General features: G+C 66.7%; 18 protein-coding genes. 8 read left to right on the top strand and 10 right to left on the bottom strand.

Going from position 1 to position 19,626, the window contains the following annotated elements:
- The 3 genes from F615_RS0104465 to F615_RS0104455 all read right to left on the bottom strand — a co-directional run bounded on the left by F615_RS0104465 (position 1) and on the right by F615_RS0104455 (position 3,693).
- The gene (locus tag F615_RS0104465) at positions 1–1,275 is read right to left on the bottom strand and encodes an NAD(P)/FAD-dependent oxidoreductase (protein WP_019559977.1); all 1,275 of its coding nucleotides are present in this window, start codon (positions 1,273–1,275) and stop codon (positions 1–3) included.
- An 81-nt stretch (positions 1,276–1,356) separates the two neighbouring features.
- On the bottom strand, positions 1,357–3,204 hold the full coding sequence (locus F615_RS0104460) for an aldehyde ferredoxin oxidoreductase family protein (protein ID WP_019559976.1): 1,848 nt from the start codon (positions 3,202–3,204) through the stop codon (positions 1,357–1,359).
- A gap of 12 nt (positions 3,205–3,216) precedes the next feature.
- Positions 3,217–3,693, bottom strand: a complete 477-nt coding sequence (locus F615_RS0104455; protein ID WP_019559975.1) for a 4Fe-4S dicluster domain-containing protein — start codon at positions 3,691–3,693, stop codon at positions 3,217–3,219.
- A gap of 350 nt (positions 3,694–4,043) precedes the next feature.
- On the opposite strand from F615_RS0104455, the gene F615_RS19330 reads away from it, so the two are divergent.
- Positions 4,044–5,138 (top strand): helix-turn-helix domain-containing protein, encoded by a 1,095-nt coding sequence (locus F615_RS19330; RefSeq protein ID WP_232301018.1) that lies wholly within the window; start codon positions 4,044–4,046, stop codon positions 5,136–5,138.
- Between the two features lie 6 nt (positions 5,139–5,144).
- On the opposite strand, the gene F615_RS0104445 is transcribed toward F615_RS19330, so the two are convergent.
- The 3 genes from F615_RS0104445 to F615_RS0104435 all read right to left on the bottom strand — a co-directional run bounded on the left by F615_RS0104445 (position 5,145) and on the right by F615_RS0104435 (position 7,532).
- Complete coding sequence (locus F615_RS0104445) at positions 5,145–5,981, bottom strand: ABC transporter substrate-binding protein (RefSeq protein WP_019559973.1); 837 nt, start codon at positions 5,979–5,981, stop codon at positions 5,145–5,147.
- Positions 5,972–6,739 (bottom strand): ABC transporter ATP-binding protein, encoded by a 768-nt coding sequence (locus F615_RS0104440; protein ID WP_019559972.1) that lies wholly within the window; start codon positions 6,737–6,739, stop codon positions 5,972–5,974. The genes F615_RS0104445 and F615_RS0104440 overlap by 10 nt, the downstream gene beginning before the upstream one ends.
- Positions 6,740–6,818: 79 nt before the next feature.
- Positions 6,819–7,532, bottom strand: a complete 714-nt coding sequence (locus F615_RS0104435) for an ABC transporter permease (RefSeq protein ID WP_019559971.1) — start codon at positions 7,530–7,532, stop codon at positions 6,819–6,821.
- Positions 7,533–7,596: 64 nt separating this feature from the next.
- Here F615_RS0104435 and F615_RS0104430 point away from each other — a divergent pair, with 64 nt between their 5' ends.
- A complete protein-coding gene (locus F615_RS0104430; RefSeq protein ID WP_019559970.1) occupies positions 7,597–8,682 on the top strand; it encodes a substrate-binding domain-containing protein in 1,086 nt (361 codons plus the stop codon).
- A gap of 13 nt (positions 8,683–8,695) precedes the next feature.
- On the opposite strand, the gene senA is transcribed toward F615_RS0104430, so the two are convergent.
- Positions 8,696–9,898, bottom strand: a complete 1,203-nt coding sequence (gene senA, locus F615_RS0104425; RefSeq protein WP_019559969.1) for a selenoneine synthase SenA — start codon at positions 9,896–9,898, stop codon at positions 8,696–8,698.
- An 88-nt stretch (positions 9,899–9,986) separates the two neighbouring features.
- On the opposite strand from senA, the gene selD reads away from it, so the two are divergent.
- A complete protein-coding gene (gene selD, locus F615_RS0104420) occupies positions 9,987–11,036 on the top strand; it encodes a selenide, water dikinase SelD (RefSeq protein WP_026330013.1) in 1,050 nt (349 codons plus the stop codon).
- A gap of 15 nt (positions 11,037–11,051) precedes the next feature.
- Here the strand turns inward: selD and dxs are convergent, their stop codons facing one another.
- Genes dxs through F615_RS0104405 form a run of 3 tightly spaced genes read right to left on the bottom strand, consistent with a single transcriptional unit; the run spans position 11,052 to position 14,079 of the window.
- Complete coding sequence (dxs, locus tag F615_RS0104415; RefSeq protein WP_019559967.1) at positions 11,052–12,941, bottom strand: 1-deoxy-D-xylulose-5-phosphate synthase; 1,890 nt, start codon at positions 12,939–12,941, stop codon at positions 11,052–11,054.
- Entirely contained in the window at positions 12,941–13,834 is an 894-nt protein-coding gene (locus F615_RS0104410) for a polyprenyl synthetase family protein (RefSeq protein ID WP_019559966.1), read from the bottom strand. Before F615_RS0104410 ends, dxs begins: the two co-directional genes overlap by 1 nt.
- Positions 13,831–14,079, bottom strand: coding sequence for an exodeoxyribonuclease VII small subunit (locus F615_RS0104405; protein WP_019559965.1), 249 nt, complete (start codon positions 14,077–14,079; stop codon positions 13,831–13,833). The genes F615_RS0104410 and F615_RS0104405 overlap by 4 nt, the downstream gene beginning before the upstream one ends.
- Positions 14,080–14,382: 303 nt before the next feature.
- Here F615_RS0104405 and F615_RS0104400 point away from each other — a divergent pair, with 303 nt between their 5' ends.
- The 5 genes from F615_RS0104400 to F615_RS0104380 all read left to right on the top strand — a co-directional run bounded on the left by F615_RS0104400 (position 14,383) and on the right by F615_RS0104380 (position 19,618).
- Positions 14,383–15,483 (top strand): aromatic ring-hydroxylating oxygenase subunit alpha, encoded by a 1,101-nt coding sequence (locus F615_RS0104400; protein WP_026330012.1) that lies wholly within the window; start codon positions 14,383–14,385, stop codon positions 15,481–15,483.
- Positions 15,484–15,554: 71 nt separating this feature from the next.
- Complete coding sequence (locus F615_RS17760; RefSeq protein WP_019559963.1) at positions 15,555–17,351, top strand: adenylate/guanylate cyclase domain-containing protein; 1,797 nt, start codon at positions 15,555–15,557, stop codon at positions 17,349–17,351.
- A 14-nt stretch (positions 17,352–17,365) separates the two neighbouring features.
- Positions 17,366–18,241 (top strand): DMT family transporter, encoded by an 876-nt coding sequence (locus tag F615_RS0104390; protein ID WP_019559962.1) that lies wholly within the window; start codon positions 17,366–17,368, stop codon positions 18,239–18,241.
- The gene (locus tag F615_RS0104385) at positions 18,238–19,116 is read left to right on the top strand and encodes a sulfurtransferase (protein ID WP_019559961.1); all 879 of its coding nucleotides are present in this window, start codon (positions 18,238–18,240) and stop codon (positions 19,114–19,116) included. Before F615_RS0104390 ends, F615_RS0104385 begins: the two co-directional genes overlap by 4 nt.
- A 67-nt stretch (positions 19,117–19,183) precedes the next feature.
- Positions 19,184–19,618 (top strand): universal stress protein, encoded by a 435-nt coding sequence (locus F615_RS0104380; protein ID WP_019559960.1) that lies wholly within the window; start codon positions 19,184–19,186, stop codon positions 19,616–19,618.
- Positions 19,619–19,626 lie beyond the last annotated feature (8 nt).

The raw sequence follows: 19,626 nt of genomic DNA, 5'->3' as shown, positions 1-19,626 counted from the left end.
TCATGCCGCCGCCTTCAGCCGCGCGGCTTGCCACTGGTGCTGCGCCTGCGCGCAGGCAAGGTAAGCCTCCATCAGCCGCGTGGGCTCGCGCAGCAGCCGGTCTTTCCACGCCCCCAGGCGCACCCGGCCCTCCACCAGGCCGCGCAAGACGCCCACATGCTCGGTCCAGCCAATGGTGTTGCAGCCCACCAGACGGTCTGCCTCGAACTGCAGGCTCAGGTGCTTCCATTGGGCCTCATCGGTCAGCTCGACACCCTCGCCGCCAGGCACGCCTTGCCACAGACCAAAGCTCGTGCTGATGAGCCCCAGGGTGTCGAGCACGTTGATCTGCGTCACGCCTTTGAGCACGGCGGGCTTGCCAGCCATGTTCATCGCTGCCACGTAGGCCTGATCGGCCGCGTTGGGCTGGATCGCGCTGACGATAGGGCGGCCGGTCACCAGGTCCAGCGCTTCGGCACAATCGCCAGCGGCATAGATGCCCGGCACATTGGTGCGCATGTGTTCGTCGGTCAGCACCCCCTGCAGGCAAGTCACGCCCGAGTTCTCGAGGAAGGCGATGTTGGGCTTCACACCGGTGGCGCTGATGACCAGGTCCACGCTGAGGTGCTGGCCATTGGACAGCCGCACTTTCAACGGCGTGCCGCTGTCGATGGCCTCCACCCGGGTGCCGGTGTAAACCGTCACGCCCTTGGACTCCACCCAGCGCTTGATCATGCCGCCGGCGGTCGGCCCCATCATGCGCGGCACCATGCGGTCGCCCATTTCCACCACGGTCAGCTGCACGCCGCGCAGGGCCAGCGCTTCCATGATGATGCAGCCGATGAAGCCAGCGCCCATCTGCAGCACGCGTGCGCCCTTGGTGGCCAAGCGTTCGATGGCACGGGCATCCTCCAGCGTCCAGCACGCATGCACGCCCGGCAGATCCAAGCCAGGAATGGGCGGGCGCACGGGGCTGGAGCCGGTGGCGATCAACAAGGTGTCGAAGTCCAGGAGGCTGTCGTCATCCAGCGTGAGGCGACGAGCCGCTGCATCGAGCCGTTTGGCCCGCTGCTGTCGCACCTGGATGTTCAAGCGCTGAAAGTGATCGGCTCGCTTGCGCAAGTAGGTGCCCGACTCGCCGATCTGGCCGCTCAAGAGATAAGGAATGGCCATGCGCGAGTATGGCGGCTCGCGTTCCGCTCCGATGAGGAGGATCTCGTCGCGCGGGGCGTGTTTGCGCAAGGTTTCCGCGGCGATCACGCCGGCCGGGCCGGCGCCGAGGATGACGTGTTTCATGGAAGGCTCCAAAAACCAGGGGCGGCGCCAGCGCGCTGGGCCGCCCCACGGGGTCACGCCACCGGAGTCACAGTCCCGTCGTCACAGTCCCAAACGGGCGCGCGTCTCCGGCTTGAGCTGGCCATCGGGGGTCCAGCCGCGCAGCTCGTAGTACTTGGGCAGCATTTCGGGCAGCTTGCTGGTCAGCCCCTGCGCCGGCCCGGTTTTGGCCCCTTCCTTGAGCAAGCGCGGCGGCAAGGTGTCGTCCTTGGCGGTGAAGCCGGCCCGGTTGTTGAAATCGCGCTCCATGTTCCAGATGCGCTCGCCCACCTCGTTGAGGTATTCCAGCGTGAACTCCTCGCCACAGGCCGCGGCCACCTGGGGTTGCACATCGGCCAGGCTCCAGGCGAAGCTGGTGAAGATGCAAATGCCGGCCGAATCGAACACCGCCGTGGCATCCTGGAAGGCCTTGACCAGCTCGGGCTTGCCATCGGCCACCAGCGGGTCGGTCTTCATCGGAATGCCCAGGATCTCCGACGCCACGGTGTAGCTGCGCAGGTGGCAGGCCCCGCGATTGCTGGTGGCATAGGTCAGCCCCATGCCCTGGATGCCGCGGGCATCGTAGGCAGGGAACTCCTGCCCTTTGACGCTCATCGACAGCTCGGGGTGGCCGTACTTCGCACACAGCCGCTTGCTGCCCTGCCCGATCTCCTTGCCAAAGCCCACCCCCTTGGCCGTCATCTCGGCCAATTCGCACAAGGCCTTGGCCGAGCCGAACGGCGCCTCGATGCCGATCTGCTCCTTGGTCAGCACGCCCATTTCGTACAGCTCCATCACCGCGCCGACGGTGGCACCGAAGGAGATCGGGTCCATGCCCTGCTCATTGCAGATCAAATTGGCGTACTGCAGCGCCTCCAGGTCGTTGACCCCGTTGGCCGCGCCCAACGCCCAGGCAGCCTCGTACTCCAGGCCACCGGAGGCGCCCCAGTACTGCGGCTTGTTTTCCACCGAGAAGTGGGTCTGGTCGATCTTGCTGATGCGCCCGCAGGCGATGGTGCAGCCGAAGCAAGCTTGGTTGGTCACGAGCTGAGGCTTGCCATCGCTCTTGCGCGGCGTGGCCATGGCCTCGGCCGAGATGTCCTTGGCCCCCTCGAACTGGCTGTCGCGGTGGTTGCGCGTGGGCAGCGCGCCCACCTCGTTGATGACGTTCATCAGCACCTGCGTGCCATAGGTGGGCAGCCCCTGGCCGGTGACGGCATTGTCGGCGAGGATTTTCTTTTTCTCGAAGGTGACTCGCATGAATTCCTTGGGGTTGGCCAGGTTGCCCACGCCCCGGGTGCCGCGCACGGCAATGGCTTTGAGGTTCTTGCTGCCCATCACCGCCCCCACGCCAGAGCGTCCGGCGGCCCGGTGCAAGTCATTGACCACCGCGGCAAACAGCACCAGGTTCTCGCCCGCTTGCCCGATGCTGGAGATGCGGGTCAGCGGATCCTGATGCTGCTTCTTGATGATTTCTTCGGTCTCCCACACCGATTTGCCCCACAAGTGGGCCGCATCGCGCAACTCGGCTTGATCGTCGACGATCGCCAGATAAACCGGTTTGGGGCTCTTGCCTTCGAAGATGACCATGTCCCAGCCGGCCATCTTCAGCTCGGCCCCCCAGTAGCCGCCTGAATTCGAGCAGGCGATGGCGCCGGTCAGTGGCCCTTTGGTCACCACCGTGTAGCGTCCGCCGGTGGAGGCCATCGTGCCCGTCAGCGGGCCGGTGGCCCAAATGATCTTGTTGTCCGGCGACAGCGGATCGACTTTCGGGTCGATTTCGCTGCTCAGATACTTGGAGGCGAGGCCGCGTGACCCGAGGTACTGTTTGGCCCAGGTCATGTTCAACGGTTCGCTCTTGCACTGCCCCGTGGTGAGGTTCACACGCAAAATCTTGCCAGCCCAGGACATGATGCGCTCCTTTCAGGCCGCTGCTGCTTGATTGCCGAGCTTGTCGGCCCAGGCCTTCATGCGGTCCAGGCCGGTCCAGTTGGCATCGACGAAGGTGATGGCCTGTGTGGGGCAAGCCTCGGCACAGGCCGGCTGCCCACCGCACAAGTCGCACTTTTGCACCTTGCCGGTTTCCTGCACGTAATTGATGGTGCCAAAGGGGCAGGCAATCGTGCACACCTTGCACCCCACGCAGGTGGTCTCGCTGACCACCTTGGCGCCGGTGAGCTTGTCGATGGTGATGGCCTCCACCGGACAGGCATGCAAGCACCAGGCCTCGTCACATTGTGTGCAGGTATAGGGTACCTTGCGGCCGGTGTGGTGGAAGTCGAAGACCTTGATGCGCGACTTGGAGGTCGCATACACCCCGTAGTTTTCGAAGCTGCAGGCCATCTCGCATTGCAGACAGCCGGTGCACTTCTCGGGATTGATGTGCAGAACCTTTTGCATGGCTCGCCTTTCGGTTGGCTGTGGAGGGTTCGTGCGGCAGGACAGGGCATGTGCGCGTCCTGACCCGGTGCTATGCAATCTTCTTCCTAGGTCGTCGGCCTGCAAACCTAGGCCTTACCCGGGTTTTCCGGGGGTCTGGGCCGCGCCGCTGTTCCACGCTGGGACAGCCCCCCGGTCCACCTTGGCAAGCCGCTCGGCCAATGCCACACTGCGCGTCATGGTCAATTCCCGCGGTGCCTGGGGCGGCCGGCCACAGGCACTGCCGCCTTCGTCGCGCAACGAGCATGTCCCGATTGGATCGCCCTGCCATCGGCAAGCTGGATCGCATGGCCCTTGAGGGCCCGCCCCCGATGTCTGCCGACCACGCCAGCGCGATCGCGCGCAGTCACGCCCGTTGTGCCGCCTTGGGCGTGGATGAGCGTGCCGTGCCGGACCTCAGTCCCGTGCCCCTTGGACGGCTGCAAGAGATGCGCGAGCGCAACCGGCAACTCTGGCGACACGCCGTGCCGGTGATGGAGATGTTGTTCGAGCAAATCGTCTTCACCCGCAGCCTGGTGGTGCTCACGGACAGCCAAGGCACCATCCTGCACAGTCTGGGCGACGATGGCTTCATGGAGAAAGCCCAACAAATCGCGCTGGCGCCCGGGGTGAACTGGTCCGAGGCCACCAAAGGCACCAACGCGATCGGCACCGCCTTGTTCGACGAAGCCCCCACCCTGGTGCATGGCGCCGAACATTTCGTGCGAGTCAATCATTTCCTGACCTGCTCGGCCGCGCCGATCTTCGACCATGCCGGCCAGGTGATGGGCGTGCTGGACGTGACCGGCGACCAGCGTTCCTACCACCCCCACACGCTGGCGCTGGTCCGCCTGTCGGCCCAGATGATCGAAAACCATTGCTTCAACGACCGCTTCCGCCAGGGGCTGCGGCTGCACATTCACCCGCGGCCAGAGATGCTTGGCACGGTCCGCGAGGGCTTGCTGGCGGTCTCCCCCGATGGCGCGGTGCTCGGCGCCACCCGCACCGCCTTGGACATGCTGGGGCGCAGCGCTGCTGCCCTGCGCATGCAAGGCTTGCAAGCCGCACTCGGCATCACCGTCGGCCAGGTCATCGACCATTGCCGTCGCTGCGGCGACGAGCCCTTGCGGATCGTGCTGCACCGCGGGGGCCTGGGCGAAAGCAGCCTGTATCTGCGCGCATTTTTCAATTGGCCGACCTTGTGGAGCCGGGGGCGCAACGCCGTGGCACCGCCCCCGCCGGCCTTGCTCGCTGCACCGGTGGCCGTCACGACGCCCCCGGCGACCCTGCAAGCCTTGGAGCTCGAGGCCATCCGGCGGGCGGTCACGGCCGCCGGCGGGAACATCTCCAAGGCGGCCCGCCAGCTGGGCATTGGACGCAACACGCTGTACCGCAAGTTGCGCAAGGCATCGCCGGGCGCGTCTTGAGCCGGCTCAGGGATCGGTCTTCGCGTTGGGGAAGAACAGCGGTTCGCCACCGATACGATAGGCGGCGATTGTGGCCTGGCCGGCCTCGGACACCAGCCAATCGACAAAGGTCTGGGCCAGGTCCCGCTTGACATGCGGATGCCGCGCCGGGTTGACCACGATCACACCATACTGGTTGAACAGGCGCTGGTCGCCTTCGACCAGCACGGCCAGATCGCCGCGATTCTTGAACGACAGCCAAGTCCCGCGATCGGTGAGCACGTAGGCCTGGCTGCCAGCGGCCATGTTCAATGCCGGGCCCATGCCGCAGCCGCAGGCCTTGTAGCCGCTGACCCGGGTCTCGGGGGCCTCGATGCCCGCCGCCTTCCAATAACGCAGCTCGGCCGCATGGGTGCCGCTTTTGTCGCCGCGGGAAATGAAGGTGGCATGGCCGGCGGCCAACTTCTGCAAGCCGGCCACGATGTCGCGCCCCTTGACGCCGGCCGGATCAGCCTTCGGACCGACGAGGATGAAATCGTTGTACATCACTGGGAGGCGCTTCAGGCCGAAGCCTTCGGCCACGAACTTCTCTTCGGCGGCCTGGTCGTGCACGAAGACGACATCCGCGTCGCCACGCCGCCCCATGTCCAGCGCCTGCCCCGTGCCCAGTGCCACCACCCGCACCTCGATGCCGGTTGCTTGCTTGAAGGCCGGCAGCAAGTGGGCGAACAGGCCCGACTGCTCGGTCGACGTCGTTGACGCCACCACGATGAAGCGCTCCTGCGCCCACACCCCCACCGTCAAACAGGCCCCCAGGCCCAAGCCCGCCACGCGCAGGATCAGCCGCCCAATCGTCAGTGCCATGGAAGTTCTCCTTTGAGGAATAGCTGCGCTTGCCGCGGCAACTCGCCGTGGAAGAAGCGATCGACATCGACATCGGCCAGCACCCGCCCCTGCTCGAGGTAGACGACACGGGTGGCCAAGCGCCGGACCTGCCCCAGGTTGTGAGAGCTCATCAGCACGGTGAGCCCCTGGCCGGCGAACTGCTCGATCAAGGCCTCCACCTCACGCTGGGCAGAGGGGTCCAGGCTGGCGGTGGGCTCGTCCAGCAGCAGCATGTCGGGCTGCAAAGCCCAAGCGCGCGCCAGCGCGACGCGCTGCTGTTGGCCGCCGGACAGCACCCGGGCCGCCCGCCGGGCCTGCGTGTGCAGCCCCACACGCTGCAACGCCTCCTCGGCACGCGCAACACATTCGCGCCAAGGGACACCGGCCAGCCACGGCCCCAAGGCGACGTTGTGGCGCACACTCAGACGCAGCATGTGCGGGCGCTGGAACACCATCGCCTGGCGCCACGGCTGCCCGTCCTCGCGCCGGCCGCAGTACCGGCGGCCTTCGGTCAGTGGCACCAACCCGTGCAAGGCCCGCAGCAACGTGCTCTTGCCTGACCCATTGGCCCCGACGAAAGCGATGCGCTCCGCGGCATGCACCTGCAGGTCCACACCGTGCAATGCCGTCTTGCGGCCAAAGCGCACGTATGCCCCCTCCAGCCCGATCTGCAGGGTCGGCTGCGCAGCAGGCGCGCGGTGCACCACACGCAAAGACGTCACCGGCGGCCAGCTCACGGCGCGGCCCTCCGGTCACGGCGTGACCTGATTCCGAAATGGGAGGCGCCCTCCTCTGGGAACGGCTGTGCAGCAGCAATCATGCGTAGGACTCATCCTGCCGTTCGTGCCACTGGCGCATGGCGGCGATCAGCACGTTCAACGCCAGCACCACGGCCAACAGCACCAGCCCCAGACCCAGGGCCAGCGGCAGGTCGCCCTTGCTGGTTTCCAAGGCGATGGCGGTGGTCATCACGCGCGTGACGCCATCGATGTTGCCGCCCACGATCATCACCGCCCCGACCTCGGCGATCGCACGGCCGAAGGCCGCCAGTCCCACCGTGGCCAGTGCGGCACGCTCGTCCCAGGCCAAGATCAAGGCGCTGCACAGGCGCCCCGCCCCGAGCGAGCGCAACTGCTCGCCGTGGTCGTTCATCGCCGCTTCCAGATGCTGGCGCACCAGTGCGGTGACGATGGGCAGCACCAGCAGCGTCTGCGCCACCACCATCGCCGCAGGCGTGAACAGCAGGCCCAAGGGGCCCAAGGGACCTGCGCGCGATAGCAGCAGGTAGACCACCAAGCCCACCACCACCGCCGGCAGGGCCAAGAACGTGTTGAGCAACACCAACACGGCAGCGCGGCCTGGGAAACGGCTGACCGCAATCCACGCACCCAGCGCAAGCCCCAGCCCCATCGCGATGAGGCTGGCCGTGCCGCTGACCTGCAGGGACAGCATCACGATGCTCCACAGCCGTGGATCGAAGGACGACAGCAGCGCGAGCGCCTGGACGACGCTGTCGGCCAAGGCGTTCATGCAAAGACTCCGGTCATGCTCGTTATGCTAGGGCTCAGTTCCCTCCACGGCGATATGAAGACCCATGCATAGGATCTCGCTGCGCTATGCGCTGTGCGCACCGAACGAGCCGGTCGAAGACCTGTACCACCCCTTGATTCGGCTGCTCCAGGCCATCGACCGGTCGGGGTCGATCTCTGCCGCGGCGCGCGAACTGGAGCTGTCTTACCGCCATGTGTGGGGCGAACTCAAGCGCTGGGAAGCCGAGTTGGGCCAGCCACTGGTGCGGTGGGTCAAAGGTCAGCGGGCTCAACTCTCGCCCTTTGGCGACAAGCTGCTGTGGGCCGAGCGCCGCGCCCGCGCGCGGCTGGCCCCGCAGATCGAGGCTTTGCGCAGCGAGTTGGAGCGGGCCTTCGCGGTGGTCTTCGACGAGCAAGCCTTGGTGCTGAGCGTGCAGGCCAGCCACGATGAGGCCCTGCCGCGCTTGCGCGAGCGAGTGGCTCGCTCGGGCCTGCATCTGGACCTGCAGTTCAGCGGCAGCGTCGATGCGCTGGATGCCTTGAACGAAGGGCGCTGCCTGGTGGCTGGCTTCCATCTGCGCTTGGATGCCGATCGCCGCTCGGCCACGGCGCGCACCTACCGCCCCCGCCTCAAGCCGGGGCGCCACAAGCTCATCGGCTTTGCGCAGCGCTGCCAAGGCCTGATCGTCGCGCCAGGCAATCCGCTGCATGTGCAGGGCCTGGCCGATCTGAGCCGCCCAGGACTGCGCGTCGTGTACCGGCCGCGGGGCACGGGCTCACGGGTGCTTTTCGAGGAACTGTGCGCGCAGGCCGGGCTCGCAGGGCCTGCGGCAGCCCTCACCGAGCCTTCACATGCTGCCGTGGCCGAGGCCGTCGCCAGTGGCGCCGCCGATGCCGGCTTCGGCATCGAGACGGTAGCGCGCTCGCGTGGCCTGGACTTCCTGCCGCTGGTTCAGGAACGCTACGTGCTCGCCGTGCTGGCCCCATCGCTGGAGCAGCCTGCCGTGCAACGGCTGATGCAAGCGCTACGCGACCCGGCCTGGCAGGCCGAGCTGGCCACCTTGCCCGGCTACACGCCCGAGCGCTGCGGTGAAGTACTGAGCCTGCGCGCGGTGCTGCCCTGGTGGAGCTACCGACAGCCGCGCCGATGAAGCCTGCGTCTTCTCACAGCGCACAAGAGCGAAAGCCGCTGAAGACATCGTCACGTTCGGGCCGCAGGAAGTGGCGGTACTTGGGGTCCTTCAGCCGTCCGCGCGTGACCATCGACCCGCCCTTGAGCACCCAGTGCGTCCCGAAGCAAGGCAAGGAGTAATGGCGGTAGGGATCGGGCTCGAAGCCAGCATACGGTTCGAAGCGACTGGCCGTCCACTCCCAGACCTCCCCGCTGCGAAACCCCTGGCGACGGCCCAGGGCGTGCGCGGCCTCCCACTCCTCCTCGAAGGGCAATCGCCGTCCCGCCCAGCGGCACCACGCCTCGGCTTCGTGGCAACTCACATGGGTCACCGGCGCGGCCAGCGGCACTTGGGTGAGCACGCCAAAGCGTCGCACCAGCACGCCATGGCGCAACTGCTCGACATGACGCGGCGCGGTGCGCGCCTGCCGCTGCACCCAGGCCCAACCGGCCTCGCTCCACCAGCGGGGATCCTCGTAGCCCCCATCATCGATGAATTCCAGAAACTGCGCCCAGCTCACCGGCTGCGCGTCGATCTCGAACTCCGGCAAGCGCACCTCGTGAGCCCATTTTTCGTTGTCGAAGACGAAGCCTTCCCCGCGCGGCCGTCCCAGGCTCCAGCGGCAATGAGGCACCCGCACTGCCGCACGTGGCGTGCAGGGCTCTGGCACGACCACATCGGGCATGGGAATGCCCACCGTCTGGGCCATGCAGGCCAAGGTCTCGGCGCACTGATCCTCGTGAAAGAGGGCCAGCCGGAAGAAATACAAGCCCTCGTCGGTCTCTGGAGCGTTGGCCAGCAAGTCCAGCGTGGCCTCCAAGGTATCGACCAGGTAGTTGCGCGTCTCGGTGGCATCGGGCCAATGCCGCAACCAGCGCTGGTCGTGCGGCACGCACGCGGGGTCATACCAAGCATCGGCCTGCGGCAAGATGGAGGCCAGCTTCGGCCGGGTCGGGTCGGCCTGAGCCCCGCGGTAACGTTCCACGTTGCGACCGATCCAGTATTCCTGGAACCAGGCCACGTGGCCAAGCAACCACAGCGGCGGCTCGAGTTCGGGCCAACAAGGCACCTGCAACATGCCGGCCTGCTCGAACGACGCAAAACGACGCAAACTGCAGTTGCGGGCATCGATCAAGGCCAAGGACAGGGCGTCGCGCCCCAGCTGGCGCAACAAGGGGGTGTCGATGTCCACCATCGTCGATTCCCGCACAATTGGCGATGCGGGCATTGTCCCACCTCCGGTGGCCCGCCGCCCCCCGATCCACCGCCCAAGACCTCACCCCATGACTGCTTCGACCCCTCCTCGCTTGACCTCGCTGTCCCACGGCGGAGGCTGCGGCTGCAAAATCGCGCCCGCGGTGCTGTCCGAGATCCTGCGCTCCACGCCCGGACTGCCCGTGCCCGAGGCGCTGATGGTGGGCATCGAGACGGCCGACGATGCGGCCGTCTACCGCCTCAACGACCAGCAGGCCCTCATCGCCACCACCGACTTCTTCATGCCCATCGTCGACGATCCCTACGACTTCGGGCGCATCGCAGCCACCAATGCGATTTCCGACGTGTATGCCATGGGCGGCCGCCCCATCCTCGCCTTGGGCCTGGTGGGCATGCCGGTCAATGTGCTGCCGCTGGAGATCATCGGCCGCATCTTGCAAGGCGGCCAGAGCGTCTGTCGCCAAGCCGGCATCCCGATCGCCGGCGGGCATACCATCGACTCGGTCGAGCCCATTTACGGCCTGGTCGTGCTCGGGCTCGTCCATCCCGAACGGGTCAAGCGCAATGCAGGATCGCAGCCCGGCGACCTGCTCGTCTTGGGCAAACCGCTGGGCGTGGGCGTGCTGTCGGCCGCACTGAAGAAGCAAGCGCTGGATGAGGCCGGCTATCGGCGCATGATCGACACCACCACGCGCCTGAACACGCCCGGCATGGACCTGGCCGAGTTGCCCGGCGTGCATGCCTTGACCGACGTCACCGGCTTCGGCCTGGCCGGTCACGGCTTGGAGATGGCGCGGGGAGCCGGCGTGCGGGTGGTGATCGATTGGGCCTCGGTGCCCTTGCTGGAAGGCGCACGCGAGCTGGCCGCGCGTGGTTTCATCACCGGCGCCTCGGGCCGCAACTGGGCCAGCTATGGCGCCTCAGTCGATCTCCCCCAGGGCTTCGACGACATCGAGCGGGCCTTGCTCACCGACCCACAGACCAGCGGCGGGCTGCTGGCGGCCTGCGCCCCTGAGGTCGTCGACGAGGTGCTGGGCATCTTCGGCCGGCACGGATTCGAGGCCGCCACCGTCGTGGGTCGGATCGAGGCCGGCGAAGCGCGGTTGGTGGTGCGTTGACCGATCCGTGGCGGCTCAGGCCGCCGGCTTGATCCGTTCGAGCTTGGCGCCAAAGCGTTGCAAGATCGACCGCTCGATGCCCTGGGCATCCAGCCCTTGCAGGGCCAGCAAGCGCGCCGGATCGCCATGCTCGACGAACTCGTCCTTCAGGCCGAGCATCAGCACCGGCACCGTCACGCCCTCTGCATGCAGCGCCTCGGCCACCGCGCTGCCGGCTCCCCCCATGAGGCAGCCTTCCTCCACCGTCACCAAGGCATCGTGGCTGCGGGCCAGCTCCTCCACCAGGGCCACGTCCAGCGGCTTGACGAAGCGCATGTTGGCCACCGTGGCATCCAGCCGCTCGGCGGCGGCCAAGGCGGGGTAAAGCATGGGCCCGAAGGCCAAGATGGCGATGCGCTGGCCACGGCGACGCACCTCGCCCTTGCCAAAGGGCAGGAGCGTCATCGCCTTGTTCACCTCCACGCCAACGCCGGCGCCACGCGGATAGCGCACGGCCACCGGATGGTCTTGCATATAGGCGGTGTAGAGCATCTGCCGACACTCGTTCTCGTCGGCGGGCGTCAGCACGCTGACGTTCGGAATGCAGCGCAAGTAGGCAATGTCGAACGCGCCCATGTGGGTGGCGCCATCCGCCCCGACGATGCCGGCGCGATCGACGGCCAGCACCATGGGCAGTTTCTGAATCGCCACATCGTGGATGAGCTGATCGTAGGCGCGCTGCAAGAAGGTGGAATAGATGGCCACCACCGGCTTGAGGCCCTCGCAAGCCAGCCCGGCGGCAAAAGTGACGGCATGCTGCTCGGCGATGCCCACGTCGTAGAACCGGGTCGGGAAACGCTGATGAAACTCCACCATGCCCGAGCCCTCCCGCATGGCCGGCGTGATGGCCACCAGCTTCGGGTCGGCCTCGGCCATGTCGCACAGCCACTGGCCGAACACCTGGGTGAAGGTCAGCTTGGGCGGCGTGGCCGGCTTCTGCAATCCGCGCACCGGATCGAACTTGCCCGGGCCGTGGTAGGCGATCGGGTCGGCCTCGGCCAGCTTGTAGCCATAACCCTTTTTCGTGACCACGTGCAAGAACTGCGGGCCCTTGCGCTGGCGCAGGTTCTCCAGCGTGGGAATCAGGGCGTCGAGATCATGACCGTCGATCGGCCCGACATAGGTGAACCCGAATTCCTCGAAGATCGTGCCCGGCACCACCATGCCTTTGGCATGCTCCTCGAAGCGACGCGCCAATTCGAACAGTGGCGGCGCGTTCTTCAGCACCGCCTTGGCGCCCTCGCGCGCGGCGGCATAGAACTTGCCGCTCATCAGCCGGGCCAAATATTTGTTCAGCGCCCCCACCGGCGGGCTGATCGACATGTCGTTGTCATTGAGCACCACCAGCATGTCGGCCAAGCCCACCGCATGCGGCACGCCCGCATTGTTCAGCGCCTCGAAGGCCATGCCAGCGGTCATCGCCCCATCGCCGATGATGGCCACGCAGCGCCGGTCCTCGCCTTTGAGCTTGGCCGCCAAGGCCATGCCCAGCGCGGCCGAGATCGACGTGGACGAATGCGCCGTGCCGAAAGTGTCATACGGGCTTTCGTCACGGCGCGGAAACCCGCTGATGCCGCCGAGCTGACGCAAGGTGTGCATGCGCTCGCGCCGGCCCGTGAGGATCTTGTGCGGATAGGTCTGATGCCCCACATCCCATACCAGCCGATCCTCGGGCGTATTGAACACGTAGTGCAGCGCGATCGTGAGTTCGACCGTGCCCAAGTTGGACGACAAATGACCGCCCGTTTGAGACACGCTTTGCAGCACGAAGTCTCGCAACTCGACAGCCAAACGTTTGAGTTCGCCGCGGGGCAGCCGCCGCAAATCGGCTGGACTGCGGATCGTTTCCAGCAAGGAGTGCTTCATCAGTGTTCTCGATCGACGATGCGCTCGGCCAGCCGGGCCAGACAGGCCGTGTTGGCCAAGCCGCTGCGTGCCAAGGCCTCGCAGGCGGCGTCCCGCAACTCGCCGGCATGACGCCGTGCGGCCTCCAAGCCCAACAGTGAGACATAAGTGGGCTTGCCGTCCTGAGCGTCCTTGCCCGCGGTCTTGCCCAGGGTCTCCGACGCCTGGGTCACATCCAAGATGTCATCCACCACTTGAAAAGCCAAGCCCACGGCCCACCCATAGTCCGACAACGCCTGCATGGCCGCCGCGTCGGCCGCACCGCAGCTCGCCCCCATCATCACGCTGCCATGCAACAAGGCCCCGGTCTTGCATCGGTGCATGTGGCGCAACTCGGCCTCGCTGAGCGTGCGGCCCACCGCCGCCAAGTCGATGGCCTGCCCGCCGGCCATGCCGGCATGCCCGGCCGCGCGCGCCAGCAGACCGCACAGTCGGGCCTGCATCGGCAGCGGGATGTCGGCCTCGTCCTGCGGCGTGAGCACCTCGAAGGCCAAGCCTTGCATCGCATCGCCGGCCAGCATGGCCAGCGCCTGGCCGAACTTCACATGGACCGTGGGTTTGCCCCGGCGCAGCACGTCGTTGTCCATGCAAGGCATGTCGTCGTGAATCAGCGAATAGGCGTGGATCAACTCCACCGCACACGCCGCACGCAGCGCCGCTTGCGCATGGCCGCCCACGGCCTCGGCAGCGGCCAGCACCAGCAACGCGCGCAAGCGTTTGCCGCCATCGAGCACGCCGTAGCGCATGGCTTCCCCCAGCCCGGCCGGCGCATCGGCCGGCACGAAGCGATCCAAGGCGGCTTCCACGCGCTGCAGCGCCGCTGCGGTCCAGTCCTGAAACTGCGCCGGGCTCATGTCGGGTTCCAGGGCTTGAGCTGCCCGTCCTCGATCACCTTGACCTGGGCCTCCACCGCCTCGAGGCGACTGCGGCAAAAAGCCAATAACTCCGCCCCGCGCTGGTAGGTCTGCAACAGACGATCCAGCGGCAACTGCCCGGACTCGAGCTCGGCCACCAGGCGCTCGAGTTCGGCCAGCGCCTCCTCATAGCTGGCAGGGCGGGCCGCGCTGGCGGCCGACGCAGATGTCGGGGTCTTGGGCATGGGATGCGGGGAAAAGCTTCTGATTGTAGTCAACCGTCATTGTGCGAAAAACGCACCGCAGACCGTCCCTACGCCCTGGGATGGCGCAAGCCGCAGCGCCACGTAGGGCCACCCGGCCGAACAGCCCCCCCGCCGGTAAAATCGTGGATTCCCCGTCATCGCCCGTCCCGGACCGCCCAGAGGTCCTCAACACACACTTCAACGGAGGCATTTGCCATGGACGGCGCCACTGTGACCTGATCGGGGAAGATGGGCCCACCGTGGGTGGTGGTTGGACATTGGTTTTTGGAGATCCTGGGGATCATGTCAGACCTAAGCATTGCCCTTGAGCAAAGCCACACGCAACTGCCGGTATCGGCCTATTTCAGCGAGGAGTTGTTCCGTCGCGAAATGGAGCTCATCTTCCATGGCGGTCCGCGGTACCTCGGGCATGCGCTCGCGGTACCCGAGGTGGGCGACCACTACGCCCTGCCCCAGGAAGGCGAGGGCCGTGCGCTGGTGCGGTCGCCACGTGGCATCGAACTGATCTCCAACGTGTGTCGCCACCGTCAGGCCGTGATGCTGCGCGGTCGCGGCAACACGAAAAGCAACATCGTCTGCCCGCTGCACCGCTGGACGTATTCGCTGGACGGCCAGTTGTTGGGTGCCCCGCACTTCGCGCAAGACCCCTGTCTGAACCTCAACACCTACCGACTGCGCGAGTGGAACGGGATGCTGTTCGAAGACAACGGGCGCGACATCGCCGCCGACCTGGCCGGGCTGGGCCCGCGGCAAGCCTTCGACTTCTCGGGCTATGTGCTCGATCATGTCGAGTTGCACGAGTGCGACTACAACTGGAAGACCTTCATCGAGGTCTACCTGGAGGACTACCACGTCGGCCCCTTCCATCCCGGATTGGGGAACTTCGTGACCTGCGACGACCTGCGCTGGGAGTTCGGTCGCGAGTACTCGGTGCAGACCGTGGGGGTGTCCAATGCGCTGGGCAAGCCGGGCTCGGACGTCTACCGCAAATGGCATGAGGTGCTGCTGGCGTACCGCAATGGCGAGCCGCCCACCCAAGGAGCCATTTGGCTGACGTATTACCCCCACATCATGGTGGAGTGGTATCCGCACGTGCTGGTCGTCTCCACGCTGCACCCCAAGGGCCCGCAAAAAACGCTCAACGTGGTGGAATTTTTCTATCCGGAGGAGATTGCCGCCTTCGAACGAGAGTTCGTCGAAGCGCAGCGTGCCGCCTACATGGAAACCTGCGCCGAAGACGACGAGATCGCCCTGCGCATGGACTGGGGTCGCAAGGCCCTGCTGGAGCGCGGCGACAACGAGGTCGGCCCATACCAAAGCCCGATGGAAGATGGCATGCAGCATTTCCACGAGTGGTATCGCAAGAAAATCGGCCCACTCTGATCCGATGCCTTGACGTCTCGAAGGCACGACACCCGGCTGCGGCCGGGTGTTTCTTTTCCGGCTGTCGCACAATGCCGGACGTTGCCTGCCCCGAATCGCCCGTGACGCCGCCGCCGCCCGACACCCACACGCGCTCGCTCAGCCGCACGCTGCCGATCTCCGTGTTGCTGTTCACCGTGGTGCCGCTGGTGATCGCCGGCTTGCTGACGCTCACCGAAGGCGCACAACGGCTGCGCGAGGAACAAGAGCTGCGGGCGCGCCAGACGGCCAGCCTGCTGGCCGGGCGGGTCACCCAGTTGCTCGCCAGCGCCCAACGCTTGGGGCAAGCGATGGCCGTCTCGCCCGCGGTGCTGGCGGCCTTGCAGCCGCCCGCCTCTGCCGATCGTGCGATGGACGAGCCGCCCTCGCGTCCGGAGGTCCTCGGCGACCCCTGGCTGGCACTGATCCGCAGCTTTCCGGAAGTGGACCGCGTCGAGCTGCTGGATGCACAGGGCCGCAAGGTCTACACCCACCCGCCTCGGATGCAGGAAAGCCCGCCGGTGCGCCACCTCACCGCCTCGCAGCCCCCTTGGTACCCCCGGGAAGATCTCGGCAGCATCGAGATTGGGCTGCGCGTGACGCACGATGGAGCCGACGGCTGGGTGGTCGTGGGGGTGTCGGCGCAGTCCCTGGCCCGGGCGTTGGAGCCTCCGGCCCAAGACGGCGGCGAACTGTGGGCCCTGCTGCGCGATGCCCAAGGGCGGGTGCTCATGCTGGTGCGGCGGATCGCGGGTCAGCCACCGGAGGTCCAGCCCCTGCCGGTGATCGAGGCCCTGGCCGCCCCCGACGCCCGCTCCCGCCCGGTGGTGGCCCGCTCGGCTTTGGACGACAGCGCCTGGAGCGTCGAAGTCCAGGCTTCGCTGGATGCCTACCGCTCCTTGGTCTTGGCCGAGCTGCTGCGTTTCGGCCTGACGGTGTTGGTGATCTCGGCCCTGAGCGCTGGGCTGGCCTGGCATTTCGCTCGCTCGCTGACGCGAGCGATCCGGGAAGTGGCGCGTGCCGCGCGGGCCATCCTGCGCGGCCATTACCTCAATGCCCATGTGGCCCTTCAGCGCGATGACGAGCTGGGGCTGTTGGCCCAGTCGTTCAATCACATGAGCCGGCAGCTCGAGCAACGGGAGCGCGAGCGCGATGTCTTTGGCCGCCTGGTCTCGCCCGAGGTGCGCGACCAGCTCGTGCAAGGCGAGCTGATGCTCGGAGGGCAAGAGGTGGAAGTCACGGTGTTGTTTTCCGACATCCGCGGCTTCACTCGGTTGTGCGAAGGACTCAAGCCGCGCGACGTGGTGCTCACGCTCAATGAGTACTTCACACGCATGACCCATGCGGTACAGCGCTTCGGCGGCTACGTCAACAACTACATGGGCGACGCCATGGTGGTGGTGTTCGGGGCGCCCACGCCCGATCCGCACCGCGTGGAGCGGGCGCTGCACGCGGCCGTGGCCATGCGTCGCGAGCTGGCGGCCTTCAACCAGGAGCGTGCCAGCTATGGGGCCGCTCCGCTGGAAATCGGCATCGGCTTGGCCAGCGGCACCGCCCTGGCCGGACAGATCGGCTCGCCCGAACGCTGTATTTACACGGTGATCGGGGACACGGTGAACATCGCCGCCCGTCTGGAAGGCTTGGCCAAGCACGAAAGCGGCATGCAGGTCTTCATGAACCAAGCCACCCGCGACCTGCTGCCACCGCATCTGCGCGAAGCCTTGCAACCCCTGGGCGAACTGGCCCTGAAGGGCCGCGGCACGCGGGTGCCAGTCTGGGGGCTGCCCGAAGGGGCCGAACTGCCCGAGCCCCCGGCCCACTTACGACGTCCCGAGGAAGAAATCTTGTGAGTGCACCCGTCTTGATGGTCTTGTCCTCGCTGCTGTTCGCCACCATGGGGGTGTGCGTCAAATATGCCTCCGCATACTACAGCAGCGGTGAAATCGTGTTCTACCGCGGCTTGGTGGGCGCCACATCGATCGCGCTGCTGGTGTGGCGACGAGGCGGCAGCCTGCGCACTTCGGTGCCTGGCATGCACTTCTGGCGCAGCCTCAGCGGCGTGCTCGCGTTGAGTCTGTGGTTCTATGCCATCGGCGGACTGCCGCTGGCTACGGCCATGACGCTCAACTACATGTCCTCGGTATGGATGGCGCTGTTTCTGCTGGGCGGGGCGATCCTGATGGGCGGCGCGCGCGTGGACGGCCGGCTCATCGCCGCAGTGATCACTGGCTTTGCCGGCGTGGCCCTGATCCTGAGACCCACGATCGAAGACCGTCAGCTCTGGTACGGCCTGGTCGGCCTCATTTCCGGCATGCTGTCGGCCACGGCGTATCTCCAGGTCACGGCCCTGGGCCGCGTCGGCGAGCCCGAATACCGTGTGGTCTTCTATTTCTCCCTCGGCGGCGTGGTGGCCGGGGGCTTGACCATGCTGGTCGGTGGCGCCAGCACACACACGCCCCAGGGCGTGGCCTTGCTGCTGGCCGTCGGGGTGTTGGCCACCGTCGCGCAACTGCTGATGACGCGCGCCTATGCCACCGGCAAGCCTTTGGTCAATGCCAGCCTGCAATACCTGGGCATCGTCTTTTCTTTTGGCTACGGCGTGCTGCTGTTCCACGACCCCGTGACATGGATGGCCATCGTCGGCATGATCCTGATCGTGGTGGCAGGCATTGCCGCCACCTTCCTGCGCAGCAAGACCGCACCGAACGTGCCCCCGCAATCCACCAGCACCGAGTCATGAGCCTGCCCTCTCCTCTGATCTCTGCCCAGGCGCTGCGCACGGCCCTGGCGTCGTCGCAGCCGCCCGTGCTGATCGACGTGAGCTTCGACCTGGCCGACCCGACCGCCGGCCAGGCCGCTTATCTGCAGTCCCACCTGCCGCAAGCCCACTACCTGCACCTGGACCGGGATCTGTGCGGCCCCAAGAAAGGCGGCAATGGCCGCCATCCGCTGCCTGCCCGCGAGGTGTTTGCGCAACGCATCGGCGCGCTGGGCATCGGCCCAGACACCCCCGTGGTCGTCTACGATCGCCAAAGCGCCATGTTCGCCGCCCGGGCTTGGTGGATGCTACGCTGGCTGGGCCACTCGGAGGTGGCCGTCTTGGATGGTGGCCTGCCAGCCTGGGAAGCCCTCGGCGCACCGCTGCAGGCCGGCCCCGTCACCCCGCTGGCGCCCCGCGATTACCCTTTGCGACCGGCAGGCATGCCCATGCGCGATGCGCAAGCGGTCCTGCACGCGTTGGGCACGCCGCAGCAACGCCTGATCGATGCCCGCGCTCCCGAACGCTATCGCGGCGATGTCGAGCCGCTGGACCCGGTGGCCGGGCACATTCCCGGCGCCATCAACCGCTTCTACAAAGACAACCTCGGCGCCGATGGCTGCTTCCGCCCCGCTGAGGAGCTCAGGGCAGAGTTCCTCACGTTGCTGGGCGATGCGCCCGTGCAAGCCGTGGTGCATCAGTGCGGCTCGGGCGTGACGGCCTGCCACAACCTGTTGGCCATGGAAGCCGCTGGGCTGCACGGATCGGCGCTGTATCCCGGCTCCTGGAGCGAGTGGTGTGCCGATCCGACCCGGCCCATCGAACGGGGCTCGAGCGCGCCTTGTCGCGTCGCTTGATTTGCCTCAACATGCTTGGGCGCCCTCGGCGCAAGATCTGGACATCCATCACCGACAGGAGGTCAGCATGTATCAGCGCATCCTCGTTCCTACGGACGGCTCCGACATCACCCAACGCGCCGTTGCCACTGCCGTGGGCCTGGCCAAACAGTTCGGTGCCGAGGTGTACACGCTCGCGGTCAAAGACCCCTACCCCTACAGTGCGATGTCGGAGATGCAGCCCACGCTGCCACAAGAGTTTCTCGACGCGCAGGAGCGGGTGGCGGCCAAGAACGTGGCCGCCGTCAAAGAGGCCTGCGCCGCCCATGGCGTGCCTTGCACCGGCCACACGGTGGAGTCGGTCAGCGTCTGGGAGGCGATCGTCGACTACGCCAAACAACACCAAATCGATCTGATCGTGATGGCCTCTCATGGCCGCCGTGGCGTGCAAGCCTTGCTGCTGGGCAGCGAAACCAACCGCGTGCTCACGCACACCACCGTGCCGGTATTGGTGGTGCGCTGAAGTCCGCG

It is taken from the genome of Caldimonas manganoxidans ATCC BAA-369 (assembly GCF_000381125.1).
Taxonomy (GTDB): Bacteria; Pseudomonadota; Gammaproteobacteria; order Burkholderiales; family Burkholderiaceae_C; genus Caldimonas; species Caldimonas manganoxidans.
This window is presented reverse-complemented; position numbering and strand designations above follow the sequence as displayed.

What these genes read in the sequence shown, in the direction of transcription:
- F615_RS17760 (WP_019559963.1), top strand. Translation starts at nt 15,555, where the DNA reads ATGCCGGACGTTGCCTGCCCCGAATCGCCCGTGACGCCGCCGCCGCCC.
- F615_RS0104445 (WP_019559973.1), bottom strand. Translation starts at nt 5,981, where the DNA reads ATGGCACTGACGATTGGGCGGCTGATCCTGCGCGTGGCGGGCTTGGGC.
- dxs (WP_019559967.1), bottom strand. Translation starts at nt 12,941, where the DNA reads ATGAAGCACTCCTTGCTGGAAACGATCCGCAGTCCAGCCGATTTGCGG.
- senA (WP_019559969.1), bottom strand. Translation starts at nt 9,898, where the DNA reads ATGGTGGACATCGACACCCCCTTGTTGCGCCAGCTGGGGCGCGACGCC.
- F615_RS0104400 (WP_026330012.1), top strand. Translation starts at nt 14,383, where the DNA reads ATGTCAGACCTAAGCATTGCCCTTGAGCAAAGCCACACGCAACTGCCG.
- selD (WP_026330013.1), top strand. Translation starts at nt 9,987, where the DNA reads ATGACTGCTTCGACCCCTCCTCGCTTGACCTCGCTGTCCCACGGCGGA.
- F615_RS0104430 (WP_019559970.1), top strand. Translation starts at nt 7,597, where the DNA reads ATGCATAGGATCTCGCTGCGCTATGCGCTGTGCGCACCGAACGAGCCG.
- F615_RS0104390 (WP_019559962.1), top strand. Translation starts at nt 17,366, where the DNA reads ATGGTCTTGTCCTCGCTGCTGTTCGCCACCATGGGGGTGTGCGTCAAA.
- F615_RS0104405 (WP_019559965.1), bottom strand. Translation starts at nt 14,079, where the DNA reads ATGCCCAAGACCCCGACATCTGCGTCGGCCGCCAGCGCGGCCCGCCCT.
- F615_RS0104385 (WP_019559961.1), top strand. Translation starts at nt 18,238, where the DNA reads ATGAGCCTGCCCTCTCCTCTGATCTCTGCCCAGGCGCTGCGCACGGCC.
- F615_RS0104460 (WP_019559976.1), bottom strand. Translation starts at nt 3,204, where the DNA reads ATGTCCTGGGCTGGCAAGATTTTGCGTGTGAACCTCACCACGGGGCAG.
- F615_RS0104410 (WP_019559966.1), bottom strand. Translation starts at nt 13,834, where the DNA reads ATGAGCCCGGCGCAGTTTCAGGACTGGACCGCAGCGGCGCTGCAGCGC.
- F615_RS0104435 (WP_019559971.1), bottom strand. Translation starts at nt 7,532, where the DNA reads ATGAACGCCTTGGCCGACAGCGTCGTCCAGGCGCTCGCGCTGCTGTCG.
- F615_RS0104380 (WP_019559960.1), top strand. Translation starts at nt 19,184, where the DNA reads ATGTATCAGCGCATCCTCGTTCCTACGGACGGCTCCGACATCACCCAA.
- F615_RS19330 (WP_232301018.1), top strand. Translation starts at nt 4,044, where the DNA reads ATGTCTGCCGACCACGCCAGCGCGATCGCGCGCAGTCACGCCCGTTGT.
- F615_RS0104465 (WP_019559977.1), bottom strand. Translation starts at nt 1,275, where the DNA reads ATGAAACACGTCATCCTCGGCGCCGGCCCGGCCGGCGTGATCGCCGCG.
- F615_RS0104455 (WP_019559975.1), bottom strand. Translation starts at nt 3,693, where the DNA reads ATGCAAAAGGTTCTGCACATCAATCCCGAGAAGTGCACCGGCTGTCTG.